The sequence below is a fragment of the Thermomonospora echinospora genome (assembly GCF_900108175.1).
GTDB lineage: Bacteria > Actinomycetota > Actinomycetes > Streptosporangiales > Streptosporangiaceae > Thermomonospora > Thermomonospora echinospora.
Map to the genome: position 1 here is coordinate 23175 of NZ_FNVO01000031.1, position 24298 is coordinate 47472.

General features: G+C 72.2%; 24 protein-coding genes and 3 pseudogenes. 5 read left to right on the forward strand and 22 right to left on the reverse strand.

What is annotated here, in order from left to right; translation table 11 throughout:
* Positions 1 to 178: 178 nt before the first annotated feature.
* From C4U03_RS36130 to C4U03_RS36195, 14 genes are all read right to left on the reverse strand, one after another.
* The gene (locus tag C4U03_RS36130) at positions 179 to 1306 is read right to left on the reverse strand and encodes an XdhC family protein (protein ID WP_103944309.1); all 1128 of its coding nucleotides are present in this window, start codon (positions 1304 to 1306) and stop codon (positions 179 to 181) included.
* A 197-nt stretch (positions 1307 to 1503) separates the two neighbouring features.
* Positions 1504 to 2160: a CoA transferase subunit B gene (locus tag C4U03_RS36135; protein WP_103944310.1), complete on the reverse strand. Its 657-nt coding sequence runs from the start codon at positions 2158 to 2160 to the stop codon at positions 1504 to 1506.
* Positions 2157 to 2909: a CoA transferase subunit A gene (locus C4U03_RS36140; protein ID WP_103944311.1), complete on the reverse strand. Its 753-nt coding sequence runs from the start codon at positions 2907 to 2909 to the stop codon at positions 2157 to 2159. The genes C4U03_RS36135 and C4U03_RS36140 overlap by 4 nt, the downstream gene beginning before the upstream one ends.
* Positions 2906 to 4090 carry an NAD(P)/FAD-dependent oxidoreductase gene (locus C4U03_RS36145; RefSeq protein ID WP_103944312.1) on the reverse strand — a complete coding sequence of 395 codons (1185 nt, stop codon included), beginning with the start codon at positions 4088 to 4090 and terminating at the stop codon, positions 2906 to 2908. The genes C4U03_RS36140 and C4U03_RS36145 overlap by 4 nt, the downstream gene beginning before the upstream one ends.
* 2 nt (positions 4091 to 4092) lie before the next feature.
* Positions 4093 to 4278, reverse strand: coding sequence for a ferredoxin (locus C4U03_RS36150; RefSeq protein ID WP_103944313.1), 186 nt, complete (start codon positions 4276 to 4278; stop codon positions 4093 to 4095).
* A 10-nt stretch (positions 4279 to 4288) separates the two neighbouring features.
* Entirely contained in the window at positions 4289 to 5731 is a 1443-nt protein-coding gene (locus C4U03_RS36155; RefSeq protein WP_235018347.1) for an NAD-dependent succinate-semialdehyde dehydrogenase, read from the reverse strand.
* 37 nt (positions 5732 to 5768) lie between these two features.
* Positions 5769 to 6686, reverse strand: coding sequence for a VOC family protein (locus C4U03_RS36160; protein ID WP_103944315.1), 918 nt, complete (start codon positions 6684 to 6686; stop codon positions 5769 to 5771).
* A complete protein-coding gene (locus tag C4U03_RS36165; RefSeq protein ID WP_160147216.1) occupies positions 6683 to 7555 on the reverse strand; it encodes a nitrilase-related carbon-nitrogen hydrolase in 873 nt (290 codons plus the stop codon). Before C4U03_RS36165 ends, C4U03_RS36160 begins: the two co-directional genes overlap by 4 nt.
* The gene (locus C4U03_RS36170) at positions 7552 to 8400 is read right to left on the reverse strand and encodes a cyclase family protein (protein WP_103944317.1); all 849 of its coding nucleotides are present in this window, start codon (positions 8398 to 8400) and stop codon (positions 7552 to 7554) included. Before C4U03_RS36170 ends, C4U03_RS36165 begins: the two co-directional genes overlap by 4 nt.
* A 24-nt stretch (positions 8401 to 8424) precedes the next feature.
* Entirely contained in the window at positions 8425 to 9402 is a 978-nt protein-coding gene (locus C4U03_RS36175; protein WP_103944318.1) for an ornithine cyclodeaminase, read from the reverse strand.
* Positions 9399 to 10421: a dihydrodipicolinate synthase family protein gene (locus C4U03_RS36180; RefSeq protein WP_103944319.1), complete on the reverse strand. Its 1023-nt coding sequence runs from the start codon at positions 10419 to 10421 to the stop codon at positions 9399 to 9401. Before C4U03_RS36180 ends, C4U03_RS36175 begins: the two co-directional genes overlap by 4 nt.
* On the reverse strand, positions 10421 to 10666 hold the full coding sequence (locus tag C4U03_RS36185; protein ID WP_200827705.1) for a hypothetical protein: 246 nt from the start codon (positions 10664 to 10666) through the stop codon (positions 10421 to 10423). Before C4U03_RS36185 ends, C4U03_RS36180 begins: the two co-directional genes overlap by 1 nt.
* Complete coding sequence (locus C4U03_RS36190) at positions 10663 to 11202, reverse strand: aromatic-ring-hydroxylating dioxygenase subunit beta (protein ID WP_103944320.1); 540 nt, start codon at positions 11200 to 11202, stop codon at positions 10663 to 10665. The genes C4U03_RS36185 and C4U03_RS36190 overlap by 4 nt, the downstream gene beginning before the upstream one ends.
* Positions 11199 to 12503, reverse strand: coding sequence for an aromatic ring-hydroxylating oxygenase subunit alpha (locus C4U03_RS36195; protein ID WP_160147217.1), 1305 nt, complete (start codon positions 12501 to 12503; stop codon positions 11199 to 11201). Before C4U03_RS36195 ends, C4U03_RS36190 begins: the two co-directional genes overlap by 4 nt.
* A 115-nt stretch (positions 12504 to 12618) precedes the next feature.
* Here C4U03_RS36195 and C4U03_RS36200 point away from each other — a divergent pair, with 115 nt between their 5' ends.
* Positions 12619 to 13218: a carboxymuconolactone decarboxylase family protein gene (locus C4U03_RS36200; protein ID WP_103944341.1), complete on the forward strand. Its 600-nt coding sequence runs from the start codon at positions 12619 to 12621 to the stop codon at positions 13216 to 13218.
* Positions 13219 to 13372: 154 nt separating this feature from the next.
* Here the strand turns inward: C4U03_RS36200 and C4U03_RS36205 are convergent, their stop codons facing one another.
* From C4U03_RS36205 to C4U03_RS36225, 5 genes are read right to left on the reverse strand one after another with little or no spacing between them, the layout of a single operon-like run.
* The gene (locus tag C4U03_RS36205; RefSeq protein ID WP_103944322.1) at positions 13373 to 14122 is read right to left on the reverse strand and encodes an SDR family oxidoreductase; all 750 of its coding nucleotides are present in this window, start codon (positions 14120 to 14122) and stop codon (positions 13373 to 13375) included.
* Positions 14119 to 14811: an SRPBCC family protein gene (locus C4U03_RS36210; RefSeq protein WP_103944323.1), complete on the reverse strand. Its 693-nt coding sequence runs from the start codon at positions 14809 to 14811 to the stop codon at positions 14119 to 14121. Before C4U03_RS36210 ends, C4U03_RS36205 begins: the two co-directional genes overlap by 4 nt.
* Before the next feature lie 4 nt (positions 14812 to 14815).
* Positions 14816 to 17164: a xanthine dehydrogenase family protein molybdopterin-binding subunit gene (locus C4U03_RS36215; RefSeq protein WP_235018348.1), complete on the reverse strand. Its 2349-nt coding sequence runs from the start codon at positions 17162 to 17164 to the stop codon at positions 14816 to 14818.
* Complete coding sequence (locus C4U03_RS36220; protein ID WP_103944324.1) at positions 17161 to 17673, reverse strand: (2Fe-2S)-binding protein; 513 nt, start codon at positions 17671 to 17673, stop codon at positions 17161 to 17163. The genes C4U03_RS36215 and C4U03_RS36220 overlap by 4 nt, the downstream gene beginning before the upstream one ends.
* Positions 17670 to 18554, reverse strand: coding sequence for an FAD binding domain-containing protein (locus C4U03_RS36225; RefSeq protein ID WP_200827706.1), 885 nt, complete (start codon positions 18552 to 18554; stop codon positions 17670 to 17672). Before C4U03_RS36225 ends, C4U03_RS36220 begins: the two co-directional genes overlap by 4 nt.
* A 219-nt stretch (positions 18555 to 18773) precedes the next feature.
* On the opposite strand from C4U03_RS36225, the gene C4U03_RS36230 reads away from it, so the two are divergent.
* Positions 18774 to 19568, forward strand: a complete 795-nt coding sequence (locus C4U03_RS36230) for a GntR family transcriptional regulator (RefSeq protein ID WP_160147218.1) — start codon at positions 18774 to 18776, stop codon at positions 19566 to 19568.
* Between the two features lie 74 nt (positions 19569 to 19642).
* Positions 19643 to 20581 carry a quinone oxidoreductase family protein gene (locus C4U03_RS36235; RefSeq protein ID WP_103944327.1) on the forward strand — a complete coding sequence of 313 codons (939 nt, stop codon included), beginning with the start codon at positions 19643 to 19645 and terminating at the stop codon, positions 20579 to 20581.
* 60 nt (positions 20582 to 20641) lie between these two features.
* Here the strand turns inward: C4U03_RS36235 and C4U03_RS36240 are convergent, their stop codons facing one another.
* On the reverse strand, positions 20642 to 21901 hold the full coding sequence (locus tag C4U03_RS36240) for an MFS transporter (RefSeq protein WP_103944328.1): 1260 nt from the start codon (positions 21899 to 21901) through the stop codon (positions 20642 to 20644).
* Between the two features lie 301 nt (positions 21902 to 22202).
* Here C4U03_RS36240 and C4U03_RS42285 point away from each other — a divergent pair.
* Together C4U03_RS42285 and C4U03_RS43090 are read left to right on the forward strand one after the other, a co-directional pair.
* Positions 22203 to 22496 (forward strand): annotated as a pseudogene (locus C4U03_RS42285) (ISAzo13-like element transposase-related protein); the annotation flags it as partial.
* A gap of 99 nt (positions 22497 to 22595) precedes the next feature.
* A pseudogene (locus tag C4U03_RS43090) lies at positions 22596 to 22679 on the forward strand (hypothetical protein); the annotation flags it as partial.
* 319 nt (positions 22680 to 22998) lie between these two features.
* Here the strand turns inward: C4U03_RS43090 and C4U03_RS42730 are convergent.
* Together C4U03_RS42730 and C4U03_RS36255 are read right to left on the reverse strand one after the other, a co-directional pair.
* Positions 22999 to 23160, reverse strand: a pseudogene (locus tag C4U03_RS42730) (hypothetical protein); the annotation flags it as partial.
* A gap of 111 nt (positions 23161 to 23271) precedes the next feature.
* Positions 23272 to 24267 carry a ribonucleotide-diphosphate reductase subunit beta gene (locus C4U03_RS36255; protein WP_103944331.1) on the reverse strand — a complete coding sequence of 332 codons (996 nt, stop codon included), beginning with the start codon at positions 24265 to 24267 and terminating at the stop codon, positions 23272 to 23274.
* Between the last annotated feature and the right edge of the window lie 31 nt (positions 24268 to 24298).

Below are 24298 nucleotides of genomic sequence, written 5' to 3' on the forward strand. Positions count from 1 at the left end.
CAGGTCCAGGCCTGCCCTCAACACCACGCGGCGCACCACAGGCACAAGACCACCGAGCAGAAAATCTCCACGTTTCCAGGGGATCGATGGTCTCCCTACCGGCCTCGCCCCTGTGGCGTGGTGATCACGTTCGCTCCTCGTTCACCGAGGGGCCGTCCCGGGCCAGGGCCGTTCGGGGTCAGGCGGGACGGTGAATCGGGCCGGTGGTGTCGGTGAGGGGACGGGCCGTGCCGCCGTGGCGAAGCTGGATCAGTTCGGCGGCGATGGAGACCGCGGTCTCCTCCGGGGTTCGGGCGCCGAGGTCCAGGCCGATCGGGGAACGCAGGCGGGCCAGTTCGGAGTCGGTAAGACCGGCCTCGCGGAGCCTGCGCAGACGGTCCCCGTGCGTGCGGCGGGAGCCCATGGCGCCGATGTAGGCGGCCGGGGTGCGCAGGGCCACCTGGAGCAGGGGCACGTCGAACTTGGGGTCGTGAGTGAGAACGCAGATGACGGTCCGCTCGTCGACCCGCCCGGCGGCCACCATCTCCTCGAGGTACTTGTGCGGCCACTTGACCACGACCTCGTCAGCCTCGGGGAAGCGTTTGGGCGTGGCGAAGACGGGCCGCGCGTCGCAGACGGTCACGTGGTGGCCGAGGAATCTGCCGATCCGGGCCACCGCCGCCGCGAAGTCGATCGCACCGAAGACCAGCAGCCGCGGCGGCGGGGAGAACGACTGGACGAAGACGGTCAGCTCATTCCGCCGCCGCTGCCCCTCGGTACCGTAGTGCCGCAGTCCGGTGCGTCCTAGGGCGAGCATGCCGCGCGCGTCTTCGTCCACGGCCCCGTCCAGACGGGCGGCGTGCGGGGAGCCGGGAGCCAGCGTCCCTGCGGCACGGCCGAGCCAGACGACGCGGCGGGCACCGATCCGCCCCCGGCCCTCCACCACCGTGGCGACCGCCACCGGCTCGCCCGCCCGGATCGCCGCCGCCACCTCCGGGAACTCCGGATAGGTCGCGGGCCCGACCGGCTCGACTAGGACGTCCAGCACCCCGCCGCAGGTCAGGCCGACGGCGAAGGCGTCGTCGTCGCTGACCCCGTAACGCTGGACCAGCGGCCGGCCGCTCTCCATCACCGAGCGCGCCAGGTCGTACACCGCGCCCTCCACGCACCCGCCGGAGACGCTGCCGACGGCCTCCCCTGTCGGTGACACGGCCATCGCCGCGCCGGGCGGCCGTGGCGCGCTGCGGAACGTCCCGACCACGGTCGCCAGCCCGAACGTCTCCCCTGCCGCATACCATCCGGCCAGGTCATCGAGCACGTCGCGCATGCGCTCTCACCTCCTCCTTCTCCGCCCGGACCGGATCGTCGACTCCGGTGCCGGCGCATAGCGGACCGACCAAGGCACCCGCAGGGACGGCTTCCTGTCCCGTCGTCTCCTCCCGGACTCGGACGGCACCGAGCGGCGGAACCTCGCCGCGACGGCGCTGCGACGGCGCCCCAGACCGGGCGCCGCACGCGAGCGCGTCACGCCGATCGGTGTCCCACCGTGGCGGGGCGGAGCTCCGCGTCGGTGGCGGCCTGGACGGTCGCGAAGGTGACCCCGGGAGCGCATTCGACGAGGGTGAGGCCGTCCGGGGTGACTTCGATGACGCCCAGGTCGGTGATGACGCGATGGACGCATCGGACTCCGGTGAGGGGCAGGGTGCAGTCCTCCAGAATCTTGGGAGCGCCCGCCTTGGTGCGGTGCTCCATGACGACGACCACACGGCGGGCCCCGTGCACCAGGTCCATGGCCCCGCCCATGCCCTTGACCAGCCGGCCCGGGACCGTCCAGTTGGCCAGGTCGCCGCGGGCGGAGACCTGCATGCCGCCGAGGACGGCCACGTCGATGCGACCGCCGCGGATCATGCCGAAGGACAGCGCCGAGTCGAAGAACGAGGCGCCCGGCACGACCGTGACGGTCTCCTTGCCCGCGTTGATCAGGTCCGGGTCGACCTCGTCCTCGGCCGGGTAGGGCCCGAGGCCCAGCAGTCCGTTCTCCGACTGGAGCATGACCCGCACACCCGGCGGAATGTGGTCCGGCACCAGGGTGGGCAGGCCGATGCCGAGGTTGACGTAGTCGCCGTGCCGCAGCTCGGTGGCGGCCCGCGCGGCCATCTGGTCCCTGGTCCATCCACTCATCGGCGCACCGTCCGCTTCTCGATCCGCTTGTCGGCCGCCTGTGCGGGGGTCAGCGGGACCAAGCGGTCGACGAAGATCCCGGGTAGGTGCACTTCCGCCGGGTCGAGGGCGTCCACCACCCGCTCCGCCTGGACGATGGTGACCCGGCCCGCCATGGCGCACAGCGGGTTGAAGTTGCGCGCCGTCGCGGCGAACCGCAGGTTGCCGTACCGGTCGGCGACCGCGGTGTGCACCAGCGCGTAGTCGCAGACGATCGCCTCCTCCAGCACGTAGCGGCGGCCGCCGAAGACACGCGTCTCCTTGGCGGGGGAGGTCACCCGGGCGTTCCCCGCCCCGTCGTAGCGCCAGGGCAGCCCGCCTTCGGCGACCTGGGTGCCGACGCCCGCCGGGGTGTAGAACGCCGGGATGCCGCTGCCGCCCGCCCGCAACCGCTCGGCGAGAGTGCCCTGCGGGGTGAGCTCCAGTTCGATCTCGCCGCCGAGGTAGCGGCGTTCGAACTCCTTGTTCTCCCCCACGTAGGAGCTGATCGCGCGGCTGATCCGGCCGGCGGCCAGCAGCAGGCCGAGCCCCGCGCCGTCCACCCCGCAGTTGTTGGACACCACGCGCAGGTCGCCGGCGCCCTGCGCCAGCAGCGCCTCGATGAGGACGGACGGCACGCCGCACAGGCCGAAGCCGCCCACGGCCAGCGAGGCCCCGTCGGGGATGTCCGCGACGGCCTCCTCGGCCGAATCGATCACCATGACGCTCATTGCATCGCCTCCTTCGCCCATGCGACGGCCTCCGCCCAGCCCGTGCGCTCGGCCAGCTTGCGGCGGCCCAGCCCCAGCAGCCGGGGGGCGTCCACGGTGAGGACGGCCTCCAACTGTTCGCCGCGGCCGAACAGCGCTAGGCTCCGGCGCCCGTCGTGCGCCGTCCACACGGTGGAGTCCGGCTCGGCGTGGCCGCAGAACTGGACCTTGTGCTCAAAGAGGTCGGACCAGAAGTAGGGCGGGCCGGCCCAGCCCGCGCCACCGGCGTCGCCGGTCGCGATGGCCCTGGCCGCCAGGGCCGCCTGGTCGCGGGCGCTGGTCCACTGCTCCACCCTCCGGTGCCGGCCGGTCAGTTCGTTACGCCAGCGCGCCGCGTCGCCGGCCGCCCAGACGCCGGGCCGGGACGTCCGGCCGTGCGCGTCGCAGACGACCCCGTCGTCCACTTCGACCCCGCCGCCTGACAGCCAGTCGGTGTTCGGCACCGCCCCGGCGCCGACGAGCACGGCGTCCGCCGGGACCACCGAGCCGTCCTCCAGCCGCACTCCCGCCGGGCACGTCTCGGCCACGGCGGCGCCGAAGCGCAGGTCGATGCCGCGCGCCAAATGGGTCCGTACGCACAGGGCACCGGCCTGCGGGCCGAGCACCCGCACCAGGGGGGCCGGTTCCCGTTCCAGCACGGTGACCGTCCAGCCGCGCTCGGCGGCGGCCGCCGCCGCTTCCAGACCGATGAAGCCCGCACCGAGGACCACCAGCCGCCCGGGTTCGGCCAGCACGCCGCGCAGGCGGCGGGCATCGTCCAGATCCCGCAGGTGGTGGACGGAGGGGCCGTCGAGGCCGGGCAGCCGCCGAGCCCGGGACCCGGTGGCGATCACGAGGTGGTCCCAGGCGAGCCGTTCACCGTCGTCGAGGACGACGGCGGACCGGTCGGCCTCCAGGGCGGTGGCCCGACGGCCGAGCAGCAGTTCCACCTCGTTGTCGTCGTACCAGGACCGCGGACGCAGCAGCGGCGGGTCCTCCGGCTCGTCCGCCCGCAGCAGGGCCTTGGACAGCGGCGGCCGGTCGTACGGCAGATGACGCTCGGCCCCCACCAGCCGGACGGGGCCCTGATAGCCGTGCTCGCGCAGCCCCTCGGCGACGCTCACCCCGGCCAGCGAGGCGCCCACGATGGTCACGCCGCGCATGGTCACTCCTCCATGCCGATGGCGGCGACCGGGCAGGAACGCGCCGCCTCGCGGATCTCGGCGGCGTCGCCCTCGGCGGCGAGCAGCACCGCCTTGCCGGTGGCGTCGTCGACGTCGAAGACGTCGGGGGCCGCCGCGACGCAGTTGGCGTATCCCTGGCAGCGACCCAGGTCAACCGTGATCTTCATGGCGTTCCCCTCATGCTCCGGCCAGGTCGAGGGCGATGTACTTCTCCTCCAGGAATTCCTGAATGCCCTCGGCGGCGCCCTCGCGGCCCAGCCCGCTCTGCTTGGCCCCGCCGAACGGCGCGGCCGGATCGGAGGCCACGCCGCGGTTGAGCGCGACCATCCCCGTCTCCAGCCGTTCGGCCAGGGCGATCCCCCGCGCGAGGTCTCCGGTGTAGACGTAGGAGATGAGCCCGAGTTCGGTGTCGTTGGCCAGGGCGGCGACGTCGTCCTCGGGGCCGAAGGCGATGATCGGAGCGACAGGGCCGAAGATCTCCGCCCGGGTGATGTCGTCGCCGTGCCGCACTCCCGACAGCACGGTGGCGGGATAGAAGGCGCCCGGCCCGGCGGGGACGGTGCCTCCGGCCTGGACGGTGGCGCCCTGCTCGACCGCGCGGGTGACCCGCGCGGCGACCTTGTCGCGTTCGGCGACCGAGACCAGCGAGCCGAGCGCGTTGTCCGGGTCGGTGCCCGGTCCCAGCGGGAGAGCGTCCATCGCGGCCCCGAACGCGGCCACGAACGCGTCGTGGACCGCCTCGGCGACGTAGAACCGGTTCGCCGCGGTGCAGGCGGCGCCGCCGTTGCGCATCTTGGCGACCATCGCGCCCGCGACCGCGGCGTCGATGTCGGCGTCGTCCAAGACGATGAACGGCGCGTTGCCGCCGAGCTCCATCGAGCAGCTGAGCACCTGGTCGGCCGCCGTGCGCAGCAGCACCCGGCCGACCTCGGTGGACCCGGTGAAGGACAGCTTGCGCACCGCCGGGTGGCTGAGCATGGCCCGCACCGCGTCGGCGGGCGGGTCGGGCACCACCACGTTGACGACGCCGGACGGGACACCCGCTCGTTCCAGCAGGTCGGCCAGGTACAGCGCGGTGAGGGGCGTCTCGGCGGCGGGCTTGAGCACGACCGTGCAGCCGGCCGCCAGGGCGGGGCCGATCTTGCGGGTGGCCATCGCCGCCGGAAAGTTCCACGGGGTGATCAGAACGCTCACCCCGATGGCCTGGCGGGTGACCACGATGCGCTTGTCGCCACCGGGAGCGGTGCGGAAGTCGCCGCCGATCCGCACGGCCTCCTCGGAGAACCAGCGGAAGAACTCGGCCGCGTAGTCGGCCTCGGCCAGCGCGTCCGCCCGGACCTTGCCGTTCTCGCGGACGATCAGCTCGGCGATCTGCTCGCGTTCACGGACCATTAGCTCGAACGCGCCCCGCAGGATCTCGGCGCGCACCCGGGGCGGGGCGGCGCGCCAGTGCGGCAGCGCCTCGGCTGCCGCCTCGACCGCCTCCAGGCAGTCGCCGACGGTGGCGGACGCGATCTCCGCAAGGGGCTCGCCCGTCGCGGGATCGTCCACCCGTACGGCGGATCCGTCGCCCGAAAGGCGCCAGCGGCCGCCGATGTAGGAGCCGGTGAAGAGCTTCACGAACAGTCCCCCTGTGCGTGGTCGATGGTGGAGCGGGTCAGAAGGGCGGCGGCGTCCACAGTCCGGGGTCCGGGCGGCCGACGAACGGTTCGGGACGGCGCACGCAGGCGGTGCCCCACTGGTCGGACTCCTGCGGGACCCGCTTCCAGACTCGGGGCGCCCACGCCTCGAAGTCGGCGATCCGCTCCAGCGCGGTGGTGTACTCGGCGACGAAGCCGCTCTCGTCGCAGAAGTAGGCGAAGGTGTTGTCGCCGGGGCCGTGCCGCCCCGGCCCCCAGACCAGGTCGCCGCCGGCGCGCATCATCGAGCCGGTGGCGCGCAGGTACTCGTCCAGGCCACGGGTCTCGTAGGCGACGTGGTTGAGCGAGACGTGCGGTCCCTGGGCCAACGCGAGGCAGTGGTGGAAGTCGGTGGCGCTCTTGAGGAAGACCATCACGTCCTCCAGGTAGTCGGTGATCGCGAAGCCGAGCACCTCGACGTACCACCGGGTGGTCGCGGGCAGGTCGGGACTGTTGAGCACGACGTGGGACAGACCGGTCGGGACGTGCTCGCGCTCGGCCACCTCGCGGGCCATGCGCGGGGTGAGCCCGGCCGCGATCTCCACGGTGCGTCCGTCGGGGTCGTGGAACCGCATGCCGTAACCGCCGCCCGCGGTGTCGAGCGACGCGGGGCCGGAGATCATCCGGACTCTCCGGGCGATCAGACGCTCGGCGTACCAGTCCACGTCGGCGGCGGTGGGCACGGCGAAGGAGACCACGTCGACCCGGTCCTCGCCGGCCTTGCGCAGCCGCAGAGAGTACGGGTCGGTGGAGCCGGCCGCCGCGAGGTAGCTGACCCCGCTCTCGGACTGCTCGGCTACCAGGCCCCACAGGTCCTGGTAGAAGCCGACCTGCCGGTCGAAGGACCGCACACCCAGCCCGACGTAACGAACGTGGGTGATCCTGCATTCGCTCATCGTTCTCCTCCATCCGGGGGGTCGCCGGCGTATCCGAGATCGGCGGCGTAGACGTCGGTGCGCCGGTCGCGGACGGGACTGCCGACCGCGCGTTCGCGCGCCCGGGTGATCTCGTCGAGGTCGATCAGGGCCAAGGCCGTGCCATCGCCCTCGGCGCCGAGCGGGCCGGCCGCCGGGAGCCCGTACGGGTCGGCGACGAGCGAGCGTCCGAGGAAGGTGTGCGGCGGCTGTTCCCCCCACTGGTCGGCGCACACGACCGCCACCTGGTTGAGATTCGCCTGGACGAGGGCGCCGGTCGCCTGCGGCACCCGGTCGCCGTGGCGGGCATGGTCGAAGCCGCGCACCCACGCGGTGGGGACCGCGACCACGTGGGCGCCGCGCAGGGCCAAGATCCGCATCGCCTCCGGGAAGCGCAGGTCGTAGCAGATCAGCACACCGAGCCGGATGCCGTCCACGGTGAACACCGGCAGTCCCCGGTCTCCGGGGTCGAACACGTCGCGTTCGGCCCCGAACAGGTGCAGCTTGCGGTAGACGCCGGCGATCGCCCCGGAGCGGTCGATGACGGCGGCGGAGTTGAACAGCCGGTCGCCATCGCGTTCGGCGAAGCCCGCGACCACCGTCACGCCATGCCGGGCGGCGGCGGCCGACCAGGCCGTCAGGCAGGTCCCCGGCGCGGCGGTGTTCTCCGCCCGCTCCGCCAGCGCCGTGCGGTCGAGCACGTAACCAGTGGCGAACAGCTCCGGCAGGACGACCAGCCCGGCGCCCGCACCCGCCGCGGCGGCGATGGCCGCCGACCCGGCCGCCGCGTTGGCGGCCGGGTCGAGCGGGGCGGCGGCCGCCTGCACGGCGGCCGCCCCCAGCGCGGTCACGAGCTCGGGCAGGGCAGCTCCCGCCCGGCCACGACGTCGACGACCTCGTTCTTGCCGATGTCGGTGAACGCCATGATCCGGCAGGGGCAGCCCTCGCCGCCCTCGATCTTCCACGGGAAGGCGCCGATGACCACCCGCTGGTCCAGCACGGCGTCGATGTCGCCGCCGACGTTCTCGGCGTGGATGCATCCGCCGGGGAAGGCCAGGTAGTGCATCGGGAACAGGTCCTCCTTGACCCGCCGGCCCGACAGGTGGTGGGTGTACTCGTACTCGCCGAAGTACTCCTCCGCCGACATGCCCACGTGCTCCTCGAACCGCTTGGTGAGGTCGGGGCGCATATGGCGGATGGTGGTGTTGATGGGGTGGTCGCCGGAGCCGGCGTCGATGCCCCACCAGCGGATCTCCATGTCGAGCATCCACTCGGCCAGTTCCACGCCGCCGCCGGGGTGCATCCCGAAGTAGCGCACCAGGTCCTGCTTGGGCCCGCCGGTGTAGTACTGGTGGAACCCGGTGTGGATGATGATGATGTCGCCCTTCTTCACCTCGATCTTGGAGGTGATGTGCTCGGGCTTGATGACGTCCCAGTCCCCGACCTGGTCGGAGACGTCCACGACGACGCCTTCGTGCAGCAGCTTGTCCAGGGGCAACGAGGCCATGTCGGCGCCGCCGTCGGCGGCGTGCATCGGCCCGTCCAGGTGGGTCCCGGTGTGCAGCGAGGTCTCGATGCGCTGGGAGACGATCCGGTTGGTCTGCAGGGTCTGGGTGTAGTAGATCTTGCAGCCCGGGTAGCCCACCCAGCCGGGGGTGTGGATGCCCCAGGGATGGGTCAGGTCGACGACGTTCATCAGGGATCTCCTTGGAGTGTGGGGTCAGCGCATGACTCGCAGGCTCGCGACGGACGGGACCTGGCGTCCCGCGCCCTCCGCTCGCGCCGCGTGAACGAGGTGCAGCGCCAGGACGAGGTCCTGCTCGACGCTGCCGACGGACTTGAAGACGGTCATGCCGGAGCGGCGGGCCTCGGCGTCCAGGTGGGCGCCGAGCAGGACCGCGGCGGTGTGGTCCCAGCCGAGTTCCTTGGCCTCGATGCAGTCGCCGGACTCGTGCACGGAGTCCGGGGTGTCGACCACGACCTCGGCGGCGGCGAGGAAGACCTCGCCCTGGGCCTCACGGTGGACGGGCATCGTGGAGCCGATGAGTCCGAGCCACCCGACCCCGGTGACCTGGTCGGCGGTGAGGAACGGCGTGTGGTGCGAGCTGGTGGCGACGTACACCGCGTCGTGGTCGCGGGTGGCCTCCGGGGAGGAGCCGACGGCGGTGGCGGCCAGGCCCAGCTCGGTGCGCGCCCGTTCCGCGAAACGCAGCCGGTTGGCCTCGGTGGGGCTGAAGACGTCGACCGACTCCAGGTTCAGCGCGCCGGCGAGGGCGCGCAGGCCCTCCCACGCCTCCTCGCCCGAGCCGACCACGCCCAGCCGGACCGGCCGGTCGCCGAGGCGATGGCGGGCGGCGACGGCGGCGGTGGCGGAGGTGCGCAGCGAGGTGATGCGCCGCCCGTCCACGACGGCGATCGGCTCGCCGGTGGACTCCCGGAACAGGTGCACGTGGTAGCGCACGTGGTCGCCGACCCTGTGGAACTGCTTGTAGCCGATGACGTCCAGCGGGGTGATGGTGCCGGCGAGGATCCGCATCCACGCCACCGGGCCGTTCACCTGGACCCGTCCGGTGACCGCGGCGCCGGAGACGGCCGTGCGGGCGGCCTCCTCGGCGGCGCGCAGGCCCAGCCCGACCGACGCCAGGGCGTCCACGTCGGCGCCGTCCAGCAGCAGCACGCTCTCGGTGGCGGCGGTCATCGGGGGTTCCTTCCGGTGTAGAACAGTTCGTCGTCGTCGGCGGTGACGGGGAGCCCCGCGGCGACGGCCGCCGAGCGCAGCGCGGCCATCTGCGCGGCGCTGATCCGCATGTGCGGCTGCCGGATCGGGCCGCCGTTGTAGCCCATCAGCCAGCCCTGGTACTTCCAGTGCATGCGCGGGACCAGGCCGCTGCCCGCCACCAGCGGGGTGCACACGGCGGCGTTGGCCTTGCGGACGGGGTGCAGCCGCCAGTAGAGCTCCATGCCCTCGTCCCAGGTGGCCTTGTCCGACAGCAGGTCCAGCATCTGCGGCACGGCCGGGCCCATGCACTCGTAGTTCGAGGTCCCCATGAACCGCATGCCGTAGTTGGCGATCCACGCGGGCGCGTTGAACTCCAGCGGGTCGGTGACCACCACCCGGTCGCGCAGCGCCTCGAACACGGCGGCGATGCCGCCGACGCCGGGTCCGCCCACCTCGTTCTTGATCGCCACCACACCGGGGATCTCGTCGACCATCCGGGTGAGCAGCGACAGCGGGAACCCGGCGGCATGCAGCCGGCCGAAGTTCCACTGGTCCATCGCGAAGACGATCACGCCGAGGTCGGCAGCGTCGGTGACGGCCTTGGTGAAGTGGAAGACCTCCTCGACCGAGGGCGGGTTGAAGTAGAGCGGGTAGGAGGGCATCACCAGGTCCACGCCCGCCGTCGCCGCGTGCTCGACCGAGGCCAGCGTGTCGGCGAGGGTCGGCTGTGACGCCTGGAGGACCGTGATGAGGTCGTCGCCCGCCTCGTCGGCGGCGATCTCCACGAAGCGCCGCATCTCCTCCTGGGTGGTGCCGGACTCCGACACCAGGAGCACCGCGGACATGCCGTGCTCCTTCTCCACCCGCACGTCGTGCCGGATCGCCTCCTCGTTGAGGTCGGCGAGGTCGGCGGTGAACGTGGGCTGGACGCAGCCCGCGCACCCGGTGAGCGAGTCGAGCGCCCACTCCCGGGCCTCGCCCGGGGCGTACTTGGCCATCAGTCGGTCTCCTTGTCTGCGGCGGTCTTCTCGGGGCCCAGCGGGGTCTCCAGCCCGCGTCCCACCGTCAGCGGGTCGGACCAGGTCAGGGCCTGCAAGGCGAGCGCGTCCAGCCGGATGACGTGCGCGTCGTCGCCGAGCGAGCGGATCTCCAGGCGTTCGCCGTTGCGGGTGGCCACCTTGCGGACCACGACGGAGGCGAACTCGTTGGCGATGATCAGCTCGCCGTCCCCACCGGTGCTCACAGCAGCACCCGCGGCTGCGGGAAGTCGATGACGGTCTGGTCGAGCACGGCGTGCCGCCGCGCCAGCAGCAGTCCCGCCGCCCCGCGCCGCAGCGTGTCGAACCGCTCGGCGCTGAGGTACTTGGGCTGGTCGGACTGGCGGCGGCCGACGACCAGGACGTTGGAACGCACCGCCAACTCGTCGGGGTCGCCGGTCAGGTAGGCCCGCACGTTGGTGACGAAGTGCCGGAGCTGCGGCGGCGGGTTCTCCCCCCAGGCGAACTCGTGCATGTCCGCCTCCAGGCGCCGGAACCACAGGTGCCGGATGGAGTCCTTGGACTCGTCCAGCAGCAGCGCCTCGGGGTCGTGGTGCGGGGCGAACGGGTTGTCGGGGGTGACCGGAACGGGCACCGTGTAGGTGAAGTCGTCGGTGACGACGTCGAGCCATTCGGCGTACCGGCGGTCGTCGATCAGCTCGGCCTCCACCGCGAGGAACAGCGCGGCCTCGGCCTGGACCTGGGGCGGGGCCGGTGTCGGCCGTTGCGTTGCGGTCGTCATGCCATCAGCTCCTGCCAGCGGCCGTGGAAGGCGCGGATCGTCTTCTCGGTGCGGTCGCCGTCGGCGACGTCGCCCGGCCAGCCGGCCTCTTCCGGCGTCGGCGGGTGATGCAGGCCGCCCTCCAGCACGACCGGCAGGTCCGCCGCCACCGTGCCGGCGGCGGCCTCGGTGATCCCGACGAAGTTCTCGGTGTCGTCCACCTCGAACATCCCGGCCGGGCCGTTGGTGCGCAGGTACGCCAGGCGCGACAGGCGCAGCCAGTCCGCGTCGGCGTGCCGGGGCTGGAGCAGGAACCACAACTGCTCGGTCATGGCCGGGCCCATGGGGTAGCGCAACGTGATCCGGATGTAGCGGGCGTGGTCGCCCTTCTTGTCGACGTTGGTCTTGAAGTTCTCCAGGAAGGACATGTTGGGGAACACCGACCCGTGCCCGACCGACAGGCAGGACTGCGCCTCACGCTGTGCCTCGGACAGGTTCCGGTCGAACTCGTCCCACATCTCCTTCGGGTAGCCGAAGTAGGCCGGAGCCTTGACCTGCAGGGGCATCCGCTGGATGCGCATGGTGTGCCCGTTGCCGCAGTGGACGGTCCGTCCGGTGAAGCGGGTGCCGGTCACCTCGGCCATCTCGGCGAGGTCGTGCTGGGTGGCGAACAGTCCCAGTTCGACCGCGCTCTGGTGGGTGACGAACGTGTGGTAGCCGTCACCGGAAAGGTTCTCGCCCTCGGCCTTCCAGTTGGCCCGCACCATGGTGCGCACCGGCGGCCCCACCACCTCCAGTCCGTGGTCGAACTTGCCGAACACCGTGTGCAGGTACCAGCGCATCGGCCCGAGGTAGTCCGCCAGCGAGGGCGCCTCGGGGTCCCAGGTGGCGAACACCAGGCCGTAAATGCTGTCCACCTGAGCGGGCTGGAAGAGGCCGAGCTGGGACTTGTCGATCCCGCCCTTGCCGTACACGTCGCGCTGGAAGGTGACCCCCCGCAGCTCGCCGGTGTTGGCGTAGGTCCAGCCGTGGTAGCTGCACCGGAAGTGCGACGTGTTGCCGCGGTCCGCGCGGCACAGCGGCACCCCGCGATGCCGGCAGGTGTTGAGCAGTACGCGCACCTGCCCGGTCTCGTCCCGAGTGACGATGACCGAGTCGCGCCCGATCCGGCGCGTCACGTAGTCGCCGGGCTCGGGGATCTCGCTCTCGTGCGCCACGAACTGCCAGCACGTCTTGAAGATCCGCACGAGCTCCCGCCGGTGCACGTCCTCGTCGGCCCACACGCGCCGGGGCACCGTGACGTCCCTGGAGGCATCGGCCACCGGGTTCACCTCCCGCGTCGAAGTAGCTGGTTGAGAGTATTTGTCCTCTGTAATACAAATGTCAAGTCGTCGGCATCGGCCGGCGCACCCGTCACCAACTGCGGAGGAAGCTGAGATGACCGGTCGGCACGGACGCCTTCCCTGGTACGACCCGGCGGACCTGGACGACGCCCGCCGGGCCGTCCACGACGAGATCGCCGGCGGGCCGCGGGCCGCAGGGCCGCAGGCCTTCCGCCTGACCGGTCCCGGCGGGCGGCTGGAGGGACCGTTCAACGCGATGCTGATCGCGCCCGGCGTCGGCGGGCCGCTGCAACGGCTCGGCGCCGCGATCCGGTACGCCACCGGCCTGCCGGACCGCTGGCGCGAGATCGCGATCCTGGAGGTCGCCGTGGCCCGGCGCAGCGACTTCGAGTGGTACGCCCACGAGCGGGTCGGCCGGGCCGCCGGGCTGACCGACGACGAACTGGCCGCGCTCCGCACCGGCCACGACGCCCCCGACCTGGACGACGCCGAACGGACCGTCCGCCAGGTCTGCCGAGCCCTGCTGACCGAACGAGACCTCGACGACGTCCTGTACGAACGCGCCATCACCGACCTGGGCCTGGAACGGCTCTACGAGCTGGTCGTGCTGGTGGGCTACTACGACACCCTCGCCCTGTCCCTGCGGGTGTTCCGGACGCCCCTGCCCGACGGCGAACCGCCGGTCTTCGACTGACCGGCCCAAAACCCGGCGGGAGCCCAAAACCCGGCGGGAGCATGGCGCCGCTCCCGCCGGTCCCCTTCATGGACCGCGGGATCCGTCCATGCGCGGATCGCTGCGCAGTGCAGCGGACCGGCGGGAGCGGCTCGTGCTCCCGCCGGTCCTGTGGTCAGCGGACCGCGAGGCCGCCGTCCATGCGCAGTACCTCGCCGGTCATGCCGCGCGCCGCGGCTGAGGCCAGGTACACGTAGGACTCGGCGAGTTCGGCGGGAGCGAGCACCGATCCCAGGGGGTTCAGTGCGGCCACGCCCGCCACGGCCGCGGCCGGGTCGGTGAACACGTCGCCTCCGTCGGCCGAGCGCAGGCCGGTCGGCATTCCGCCGGGTGCCACCCCGTTGACCCGTACGTCGGGGGCGAGCCGGTGGGCCGCCCAACGCAGAACGCCCACGAGTGCGTGCTTGGCCGCGGTGTAGGCGATGCCCGCGTGATTGTCCCCCACGAAGTGCGCTGCGTCCGACAACGTCATCACGACGCTGCCCTTCGCCCTGACCAGCTCGGGCGCGGCGGCCCGGAGGGCGAGCACGTAGCCGAGGACGTCCACCTCCAGCACCCGCCGCGTCCGCTCCGCCAGCTCGTCCGGGTCGGCGTCCAGACCCAGCTCACCGTCGTGGATCCCGGCGTTGGGCACCAGCACGTCCAGGCCGCCGGTCTCCCGTACGGCCGCCTGGACGGCGCGTTCGTGGACGTCGGGGTCCCGGACGTCCCCAGTGACCGACACGTGGGCGTCCGGGCTCGGCACCAGATCCACGCCCACCACATGGGCGCCCCGCGCGGCGAAGGCCCGCGCGACCGCTGCCCCGATGCCCGAGGCACAGCCGGTCACGACGACCGAACGCGGGGCGTCGGCGCCGGCCGTCATTTGCCGCGCGTGGCGCGGCCGAGCAGCAGCCCGATCACCAGGGCGAGCAGCAGCGCCGCGGCGGTCTGGGCGTAGGTGCGCGTCCGGCCCGCCATGACGGCGCCGAGCACGTCGAACGGCTCCGGCTCGGCCGGCCGGGGAGCCGCCCGGACGGGCTCCGGAGCGGGCGCGGCGGCCGGCGGCGACGGTTCGGCGGGCACCGCGGCGACCGGCGGCTCCCCGGCCGGCGGCTCCGGCGGGGCGGGCGGGGCGACGATCTCGGTGGCGAGGTTGGCGGCGAACTGGTCGATCAGCCGGGCCGAGACGTCGGCGAGGATACCCCGCCCGAACTGGGCCGCCTTGCCGGTGATGGACAGTTCGGTGGTCACCTCCACCCGGGTCCCGTCATCGGTCGGGACCAGCCGCATCTCGACCTGGGCGGAGGCCCGCCCCGCCCCGCGCTGCTCCTTGCCACTGGCGGTGATCCGCGCGGTGTGCGCGGCCTCGTCGGTGACGGTCACGGTGGCCTGCCCGGTGTAGGAGGCGGTGATCGACCCGATCTTGATCTTCACCCGGCCGGTGTAGGCGTCGCCGTCCTGCCCGTCGAGGACGGTGCCCGGCAGGCAGGGGGCGATGCGGGGGACGTCGAGCAGGATGTCCCACGCCTCCCGTACCGGGACCGGGACGTGGAAAGCGTTGTCCAGACGCACTGGCTCACTCCTTCGTTGTGGGGTCGTCGTGCAGCCCGGCCTCGTGGATGAGCGTCCACATCCGGGACGGCGACAGGGGGGTCTCGACCAGCCGTTCGGCGATCTCGGGCACCGCCGCCGCGACCGCGTTGCCGACGGTGACCGGGGACAGGATGGTGCCGCCCTCGCCCAGGCCCTTCATCCCGCCGGGGATGTGGGGGGCGGGCGTGCACATGTGCGCGACGTCCATGTCGGGGACGTCCTCGGCCGTCGGCATCACGTAGTCGAGGTAGGAGGTGGTGATCGGCTGTCCGGACGGGTCGTAGCGCATCTCCTCGTGCAGTGCGATGCCCATTCCGTGCGCGACGCCGCCGATCACCTGGCCGTCGGCGATCATCGGGTTGACCACGGTGCCGGCGTCGTGGACCAGCCAGTAGTCCTCGATGCGCACCTGGCCGGTGTCCAGGTCGACGGCCACGGCCGCGGCGTGCGCGGCGTAGGAGTAGGAGACGTTCTCGGGGTCGTGGACGTCCTTCTCCTCCAGGTCGGCGCGTTCGCCCTCCGGCAGGTCCCAGCCGAGCCAGGCGCGGCCGGCGATGTCGGCCAGCGTCAGCGAACTGTCCGGCACCCCCTTCACGCTGAACACGCCCTCCTCCACCTCGATGTCGCCGGGGGCTGCCTCCAGCCGGTGCGCGGCGATACGGACGAGGCGTTCGTGCAGCCGGGCCCCGGCGCGAACGACCGCTCCGCCGCCGACCACCATCGACCGGCTGGCGATGGAGCCGGACGCCGAGTACGGGGCGGTCGCGGTGTCGCCGAGCTGGACACGCACCGCACTCATCGGCACGCGCAGTTGCTCGGCGGCGAGCTGGGCCAGCGTCGTCTCGATGCCCTGCCCCATCCCGACCACGCCGGAGGTCACCAGTACCGACCCGTCCGGCTCCACCCGCACCACGCCGGTCTCGTAACCGCCGAGGTGGAAGCCGACGAGCTGCTGGGTGGAGGACGGGCCGAGGCCGGTGAACTCCACATGGGTGGCGACGCCGATCCCCCGGCGGATCCGCCCCTGCGACGGCCGCGCCCGTTTGTCGATCTCCACGGCGACCCGGTGCAGCGCCTCGGGATAGTCGCCGGAGTCGTAACGCTGGTGGGTACGGGTCTCGTAGGGCAGGTCCCCGGGTTCGAGCATGTTGCGCAGCCGCAGCTCCACCGGGTCCATCCCCAGTTCGCGGGCCGCCTCGTCCACCAGGCGCTCACGCACCCACGACGCCTCCTGCATCCCGAAGCCCCGCATGGCCCCGGTCGGGGTCGTGGTGGTGACCACCCCGGTGATCGTGGTGCCGGCGCGTTCGAAGCGGTACGGGCCGGGCAGCATGATCGAGGAGATCCGGAACGGCCCGGTCCCGACGTTGGAGGCGTGCGCGCCGCAGTTGCCGACGATGTCGCTGTGGATCGCCAGGAACCGGCCGTCGGCGTCGGTGGCCAGGCGGGCGCGGTGCACGACGTCGCGGGCGTGGAAGGTCGCGCCGAAGTGCTCGCCGCGGTCCTCGATCCACTTCACCGGACGGCCCGTGATCATGGCCGCCAGGCAGGTCAGCGCCTCGTCGGCGTACAGGTGCTCCTTGGCCCCGAAGCCCCCGCCGACGTCCCGGGCGATCACCCGCACCTGGTCGGTGCGCAGGCCGAGCACCACCGCCAGGTGGTCCCGCACGTGGTGGGAGACCTGGGTGGAGGTCCACACGGTCAGCGTCTCCAGGCCGGCGTCCCAGCGGGCCACCACCCCGCGGGGCTCGATGGGGTTGACGGCCAAGCGCTGCACCCGGAGTCTGCGCTCCACCACGTGCGCCGCGCCGGCGAAGACCTGCTCGATCTCCTCGCCGGTGTCACCGATGCTGTAGGAGGCGACCACGTTGGTGCCCCATTCGGGGTAGAGCAGCGGGGCGCCGTCGGCCAGCGCCTCCTCGGCGTCCACGACCGCGTCCAGTTCCTCGTAGCCGATGTCGACGAGGTCGAGGGCGTCCTCGGCGGCGGCCCGGCTGTCGGCGACCACCACCCCGAGCGGCTGCCCGACGTAGCGGACCTCCCGGGACACCACGGGGACCGCCGTGTGCCGCTGCCCCGGGGCCAGCCACACCAGGGGCAGCTCCCCGAGCCGGGCCATCGCCTGGTCGAGCGTGATCACCGCGTGAACGTCCTCGTCCGCCAGCGCCTCGTCGACCTCAAGCCGTTCCACCCGGCCGTGCGCGATGGACGAGCGCACCATGACGGCGTGCAGCATGCCGGGCAGCGAGATGTCGTCGATGTAGGTTCCCTGACCGCTGAGCAGCCGGGGGTCGTTGAGGCGCGGCACCCGCGCGCCGACCAGCCGGTTCACGCCGGGGTCTCCTCTCCATGCGGCGCCGCCGCCTCGTGCTCCAGTTCGGCCCAGCGCAGGCGGATGGCCGCGCGGATGCCCTGGTAGCCGGTGCAGCGGCAGATGTGGCCGCCGAGGACGTCCGTGCACGCCCGTTCACAGGAGACGCCGTCGCGTTCGGCGGCCAGCAGGCTCATGAGGATGCCCGGGGTGCAGAACCCGCACTGCAACCCGTGCTCGTCGCGCATGGCCTGCTGCATCCGCGACAGCTCGCCCTCGGGGGCCAGCCCCTCCACGGTCTCCACCGCCGAGCCGTCCACCTGGACGGCGAGCGTGAGGCAGGACCGCAGCGGCACGCCGTCCACCAGGACGGTGCACGCTCCGCACACCCCGTGCTCGCATCCGACATGGGTACCGGTGAAGCCGAGCTCGTGCCGCAGGAAGTCCGACAGCAGCGTGCGGACCTCCGTCCGCCGCGTCAGCTCCCGCCCGTTCACCGACACCGTCACCTCGCGTGTCTCGGCCTTCACGCCGCCGCTCCCTTCCGTCCCCGCTGCGCCTGGCCTGGCCAGGACTCGATCGTGCGGCGCACCAGCGTCGCCAGGATCGCCCGCCGGAAGTCACCGCTGCCGTGCACGTCCGAGGGCGGATCGACGGCCCGGCCCGCCAGTTCGCCGGCCTCACGCGCCGTCTCGGGTCCCAGGACGGACCCGGTGAGCGCCGCCTCCACCTCCCGCAGCCGCAGGGGCCGGTCGCCGACCCCGGTCGCCGCGAGCCGCGCCTGGCGCACGGCGCCGTCCGCCAGGCTCAGGCCCAGGCAGACGCCGGCCACCGGGAAGTCGCCGTGGTGGCGGGCGAACTCGACCCAGCGGAACTCCAGCTCCGGCCGTACTGGGAAGACCACCTCGGTCACCAGCTCCTCGGGTTCGCGCGCCGTGGTGAAGACCGAAACGAAGAACTCCTCCCAGCCGACCGTGCGCTCCTCCTCCGCCGACCGCAGCACCACCGCGCCGTCCACGGCGGCGAGCACCGCGGGCAGCTCCGACGACGGGTCGGCGTGCGCGATGTTGCCGCCGATCGTGGTGCGGCTGCGAATCTGCGGATGGGCGATGTGCCGTACGGCCTCGGCCAGCACGGGCAGTGCGCCCGCCACCGCCGGATCCCGCTCCACCGCCGCGGCGCGGACCAACGCGCCGACCCGGACCGCCCCGGCGTCGACGCGCAGCGCGTCCAGGCCGGGCACCCGGTTGACGTCCACGACCACCTCGGGGCGCGCCAGCCGCATGTTGAGCAACGGGACCAGGCTCTGGCCCCCCGCGAGCACGCTGGCGTCGTCACCGTGGTCGGCGAGCGCGCCGAGTGCCTCCTCTAGTGTGCGCGGATCCAGGTACGAGAACACCGCCGGCTTCACACGCCCCCCTTCCCGGGGAAACATCAGGACAACTCCCCGCATTTTTGTCCTCTGTATGACAGAATGCAAGTGTCCGGCCTGGGAACTTTCCGCCTCCGGCCGCCCCGAGCGGCGATCCGCCCCGGGCGAGGGGCCGGTGAACTCGGTATGATGAATGACAGTGTTCGCCGGCCGCCCCGGTCCACCGCACGGCGAACCCGGACACCGAGGAGACGCCACATGACCGGCTCCCAGAGCCGCCGCGGCGGGCGCGGCACCGCGGGCGTCCTGCCCCGGATCGGTAACGGCTCGCTGGCCGAGCAGACCACCCGGGCGCTACTGGAAGCGATCATGGAACGGCGCTTCCCTGGGGACCGGCTGCCGAACGAGCCCGCCCTTGCCGAGCAACTCGGCGTCAGCCGCACCACGATCCGGACGGCACTGCAGACCCTGGAACGGCTCGGCGTCGTCAGCCGGGCGCCCGCCCGGGGCACCCAGGTGCGGCCGCACATCGGCCGCGAGAGCATCCTGCTGCACCGGCTCATCGGCTTCCGGGGGATGCTGGAGGCCGGTCACGACGACGTCCGCATCGAGGAGCGGATGGACGTCCGCGAGCATGGCACCGAGCCGGCGATGCAGGCCCTCGGCCTCGACGCCGCCACCCCCATGGTGGTCCACGACAAGACGATCGTCGCCGACGGGCGGCCCGCGGTCCACTTGTTCCAGGAGGTGCCGCTGGAGTACGTGGCCGAGGACGCGCGCCGCAGGCTCACCACGGGGCGCCGGTTCGACATCCCCGACAGCATCTTCGAGTTCAGCCGGTCCTGGCCCGGCCGGGAGATCGACCACTCGGTGGTCGAACTGGTCCCCGCCGTGGTGCCGGACGACCCGGACTTCCCACTCGACCTCGCCCCGGGCACGCCGCACATCGTGCTGCGGGAGATCCACTACTCGGCGGCCAACGAGGCGGTCGCCTACTCCCGCGAGATCGTCAACGACGAGCTGATCCGGTTCCGCCTGGTCCGCAGCCGCTGATCCGGCCGCCCCGGCGGCGGCCGGCACTTCCCCGGCCCGCTATCTTTGTCATACATAGATCAAAGGAGGCGGAGATGCGCGCCGTGCTCGTCAGCGTCCCCGGGGACGAACCCCGGGTGCACACCCTCGCCGATCCCGTGCCCGCGGCGGGCCAGGTCGTCGTGGACATGCTCTATGCGGGCGTCAACCCCATCGACGTGTGGATCGCCCGCGGGGAACTGGGATCGGCAGTCCCGTTCCCCCACGTCCCGGGCTGCGAGGGCGTCGGCACCGTGGACGACGTGCCCGTGGCGCTGGTCGCCCCGGGCCTCGGCCGGGGACGTCCCGGCACCTACGCCGAACGCGTGGTGGTGGGCGCCGGGGAGTTCGTCCCCCTGCCGGCGGGCGTCGACCCGGTCCAGGCGGCCGGCGCGAAGACCGCGGGGCTGACCGCACTGGAGGTGTTGCAGACCGGCGGCCTGACGTCGGAGGACGTGGTCCTCGTGCTGGGGGCCAGCGGTGGGGTCGGCTCGTTCGCGGTGCAGCTCGCCAAGAACGCCGGTGCCCGAGTGCTCGCGCACACCGCCTCCGCGGCCAAGAGCGAGGCGGTCGCGGAGCTGGGCGCCGACCGGGTGGTGACGGCCGCCGCACCCGAGCTGCTGGCCGCCGCCGTCGGTGACGACCGCCCGACCCTGGTGCTGGACGGCCTCGCGGGCGACTGGACCCAAGGGGCCGCCGCGGCGGCGGCCGAGGAGGCCAGGATCGCCGTGTTCGGCACGAGCGCCGACAGGCGGCTCACGCTCGACGCGCGCACGCTCTACGGCAAGCGTCTGCGGGTGCAGGGCGGCAACCGTCCCAAGCCTCCGGCCGACGTGCTCCGCGAGGACCTGGCCGGCCTGCTGTCGCTGATGGCCGAAGGCAGGGTCCGGGTACCGGTCACCGCATCGCTGCCCCTCGGCGCCGCCGCACAGGCCCACGCCTCGATCCTGGCCCGCACCGCCCTGGGGAAGATCGTTCTGTCCGTACGGGACTGATCGGCCTGGCGCGCGCAAGCCGCTTCACGCACCGGGCGTGAAGCGGCTTGCGCGTTCGGGTCAGGCGGCTCCGACGGCCTGCGGCGACTCCTGGGAGGCGGCGCTCCCGGCACGCTGCTCGGGCTCCCGGGCTGCCCCTCCGGCCAGCGCGAAGAGCAGGGTGGCCGCTCCGAGGAAGACCCAGGCGGCGCCGTACCCGGCGGCCGGCACGATCAGCCCGAATGCCCACGGGAGCACGAACCCGCCGACGGCCGTGATCGTCAGCATCAGGCCGACCGCGGTGCCGATGTTCTCCGGGCTGACCGAGCGGTCCTCGCCCGGCACGGTCTGCCAGACGGCGAAGCTGCCGTTGAAGGCGAACCCGATGACGAAGGCGGGCACCCAGAACCAGGCCTCGCCCGCCACCGGCACCAGCAGCAGTCCGGCCGCCTGCAGCACGGTCATGGCGACGATCACCGGCCGCCGGCGGCCGAACCGGTCGGACAGCCAGCCCGCGACCACGCTGCCGGGAATCCCGGCCAGACCGATCACCAGCGCCGCCAGGCCGGCCGTTCCCGCGCCGAAACCGCGCCCCTCCTCGCCGTAGGTCTCCAGGAGCTGCGACGCGGCGAAGTAGGCGCCGTAACCGCCGAGGAACGCGACGCCGTAGACCCACAGCAGCCGGTTGCCCAGCGTCTCCCTGATCGCCTGACGGGTGAGGCTCACCCCCGCGAGGCTCTCCCCGCCCGGCGGCACCCGGAACACCACGCCGACGGCGACCCCCGCCAGGACGCAGAGCGTCCCGCTGAGGACCAGCGCCTCCCGCCAGCCGAGGGCCTCGACCACATCGGCCCAGACGTACAGGCCCAGCGCCGCGCCGAGGCTGAAGGTGGCCGACACCACGCCCAGCGCGAACGCGTGCCGCCGTCCGGTGAACCACACGCTCACGGCGGCGATGCCGATGCCCGCGTAGATCGACGCGCCGATCCCGCACACGATGCGCAGGGCGAGCAGGGGGCCGTATCCCCCGGCGGCACCGGACAGCGCCGCCGCGGCGCCCTCCAGCACCAGCCCGGTGACGAGCGTGGCGCGCAGCCCGAGCCGGGTCGCCAGGAAGCCGGCCGGGATGTGGAAGATGCCGTAGCCGGCGACGAACGCGGAGATCAGCAGCGCGACCTCCGCGATCTCCATGTGGAACTCCTCGCTCACCGGCCCGAAGGCCGGCGCGATGTTGAACCAGTTGAGCGTCATGAGCACGAAGCCGATCGCCACGACGGTGAGCACGGCCCACCGGCGGGCGTCGGACGGCGGAGCGGAGTGCGGGGCACTGGGACTGGGCATGGGCGTCCCCTTGGGTTCGCAGGGATGGTCCTGGACTGGTTGCTCGAGACCTGCAGATGACAGGTGAGTTACACCAGCGTTTCCCTGATCGCTCAGGAAAAGCGGCTCTGACCAGCAACGTTGCCGTCTTGCGCAACTCAGGAGTTCATACTTTGTATTACTGAATTTAGGATGTCAAGGGTTCCCGGGGCCCCAGGGCGACCAGGCATGAGACAGCCAGGCACAGCGGCCCGCCGTCACGAGCCCCGGGGGGGTGGTGGCCGAGTCCGTCTGTTGCTCGCCCAGCGGTTCCGGCAGCGGCCGACAACGTACGGGAGCGTTCAAGAACGGAGGCCGTGATCGGCGCCCGGCCGGTGAGCCGATGCCGGTGAACGTCTATGACTTCGCCGAGCAGACAGCGGGAAGGCGATCCCATACGGGATCTACGACATCGCGGTCAACACCGGATGGGTGAACGTCGGCACCGATCACAACACCGTCGCGTTCGCGGTGGAGTCGATCCACCGCTGGTGGAACACCCAAGAACACCTACCCGTAGGCCAGGCGGCTACCGGCCACCACCGATGCCGGAGGCGCAGGCCGATGGCGACGACGGCCAGGGCGTGGCGGCTGACCGAACGCGGTGATGGGCTTCCCCCTGTTCTCTGGACACTTGCCCTGAGGTCACCGGTGATCATCAGGAAGGATGTCTGTCATGCCGTCACCACACCCTCCCGGGTTCCGGCGCCGTGCGGTCGAGCTCGCGCGCCAGGGCGACAAGTCCTTGGTTCAGTTGGCGACGCACCTGGGGATCAGCCGGTCCTGCTTGCAGGACTGGGTGGATCAGGCCGATGCCGATGAGGCGGGCGGCGGCGCCGGCCGCCTGGCCAGTGCGGTGATGACCAAGGCGGCGATCGGGTCGGCCCAGGACCAGCCGAGCAGGCTGTTGAGCACCAGGCCCACCAGCAGCAGCTTTCCCGCTCGGCATCCGGGCAGGTGCAGTCGGCGGCCACCGCCACCACGGCAGTGCGCAGGTCGTCCAAGGTATGACCGAGGCGGGCGTCGGCCGGCTCGTAGCGGCCCCGGCGACCCTCGGAGACGGCGACCACCAGACCGCAGTCCCGCAGGCACGTCAGATGCTTCGGCAGCCGCGGCCGGGAGATGCCCACCGCCTCGGCCAGGTCGACCGGATGCGCCGGGCCGCCGGTACGGGTGAGCGGAGGCAAGGTTGCAGAACGTATCACTCCAACTGGAAAATGATCTTCCTGGCGCGGAGTCACCGCTCAGAACGCCTGACATCAAAGCAGGTCACAGTAGTTCCGTCAGTTCCCCACCTCCCTGATCCGGTGGACGCCGCCGGAACCCGTGCAAGGTTCCGGCGGCGTCCGTCGTCAGAAGGTCTCGTCGAGGGTGACGGTGCCTTCGACGCCGATCTGGTAGGCCGAGACGCGGCGTTCGAAGAAGTTGGACAGTTCCTGGACGTCCTGGAGTTCCATGAACGCCAGTGGGTTGGCGGTGCCGTAGCGGGCGGGCATGTCCAGCCGGGCCAGCCGCTGGTCGGCGACGTATTCGAGGTAGGCGCGCATATCCTCGGCACTCAGGCCAGGCAGGCCGTCGCCGCACAGGTCGCGGGCGAAGGCGAGTTCGGCGGCGACGGCTTCCTCCATCATCCGGGTGACCTGGCCGGTCAGCGCGTCGTCGAACAGGTCCGGTTCCTCGGCGCGGACGGTGTCGACGACGCTGAAGGCGAACTCCATGTGCATCGACTCGTCGCGGAAGACCCAGTTGGTGCCCGAGGCCAGGCCGTTGAGCAGCCCCCTGGAGCGCAGCCAGTACACGTAGGCGAACGCCCCGTAGAAGAACAGGCCCTCGATGCAGGCGGCGAAGCAGATCAGGTTGAGCAGGAACGCCCGCCGGTCGTGTCGGGTGCGCAGCTCGTCCAGGTCGCCGAGGGAGTCGATCCAACGGAAGCAGAACTCCGCCTTGTCGCGGATGGCGGGGATGTTGTCCACCGCGGCGAACGCCTTGGCGCGTTCGGTGTGGTCGGGCAGGTAGGTGTCGAGCAGGGTCAGGTAGAACTGGACGTGCACGGCCTCCTCAAAGACCTGCCGCGACAGGTACAGGCGAGCCTCGGGGGCGTTGAGGTGCTTGTACAGGTTGAGCACCAGGTTGTTGGCGACGATGGTGTCGCCGGTGGCGAAGAACGCCACCAGCCGGTTGACCAGGTGCAGTTCGGCGGGGGTGAGCCGAGCCAGGTCGGCGAGGTCGGAGTGCAGGTCGACCTCCTCCACCGTCCAGGTGTTGCGGATCGCCGCGCGGTAGCGGTCATAGAACGCGGGATACCGCATCGGCCGCAGGGTCAGGTTCATGCCGGGGTCGAGCAGCATGCCAGGTCCAGTGAACCCGGCAGGTCCGGCG

Bases quoted from the DNA above. Each gene is read 5' to 3' on its own strand.
- C4U03_RS36130 (WP_103944309.1), bottom strand. From the start codon at position 1,306: ATGCGCGACGTGCTCGATGACCTGGCCGGATGGTATGCGGCAGGGGAG.
- C4U03_RS36135 (WP_103944310.1), bottom strand. From the start codon at position 2,160: ATGAGTGGATGGACCAGGGACCAGATGGCCGCGCGGGCCGCCACCGAG.
- C4U03_RS36140 (WP_103944311.1), bottom strand. From the start codon at position 2,909: ATGAGCGTCATGGTGATCGATTCGGCCGAGGAGGCCGTCGCGGACATC.
- C4U03_RS36145 (WP_103944312.1), bottom strand. From the start codon at position 4,090: ATGCGCGGCGTGACCATCGTGGGCGCCTCGCTGGCCGGGGTGAGCGTC.
- C4U03_RS36150 (WP_103944313.1), bottom strand. From the start codon at position 4,278: ATGAAGATCACGGTTGACCTGGGTCGCTGCCAGGGATACGCCAACTGC.
- C4U03_RS36160 (WP_103944315.1), bottom strand. From the start codon at position 6,686: ATGAGCGAATGCAGGATCACCCACGTTCGTTACGTCGGGCTGGGTGTG.
- C4U03_RS36170 (WP_103944317.1), bottom strand. From the start codon at position 8,400: ATGAACGTCGTCGACCTGACCCATCCCTGGGGCATCCACACCCCCGGC.
- C4U03_RS36175 (WP_103944318.1), bottom strand. From the start codon at position 9,402: ATGACCGCCGCCACCGAGAGCGTGCTGCTGCTGGACGGCGCCGACGTG.
- C4U03_RS36180 (WP_103944319.1), bottom strand. From the start codon at position 10,421: ATGGCCAAGTACGCCCCGGGCGAGGCCCGGGAGTGGGCGCTCGACTCG.
- C4U03_RS36190 (WP_103944320.1), bottom strand. From the start codon at position 11,202: ATGACGACCGCAACGCAACGGCCGACACCGGCCCCGCCCCAGGTCCAG.
- C4U03_RS36200 (WP_103944341.1), top strand. From the start codon at position 12,619: ATGACCGGTCGGCACGGACGCCTTCCCTGGTACGACCCGGCGGACCTG.
- C4U03_RS36205 (WP_103944322.1), bottom strand. From the start codon at position 14,122: ATGACGGCCGGCGCCGACGCCCCGCGTTCGGTCGTCGTGACCGGCTGT.
- C4U03_RS36230 (WP_160147218.1), top strand. From the start codon at position 18,774: ATGACCGGCTCCCAGAGCCGCCGCGGCGGGCGCGGCACCGCGGGCGTC.
- C4U03_RS36235 (WP_103944327.1), top strand. From the start codon at position 19,643: ATGCGCGCCGTGCTCGTCAGCGTCCCCGGGGACGAACCCCGGGTGCAC.
- C4U03_RS36240 (WP_103944328.1), bottom strand. From the start codon at position 21,901: ATGCCCAGTCCCAGTGCCCCGCACTCCGCTCCGCCGTCCGACGCCCGC.
- C4U03_RS36255 (WP_103944331.1), bottom strand. From the start codon at position 24,267: ATGCTGCTCGACCCCGGCATGAACCTGACCCTGCGGCCGATGCGGTAT.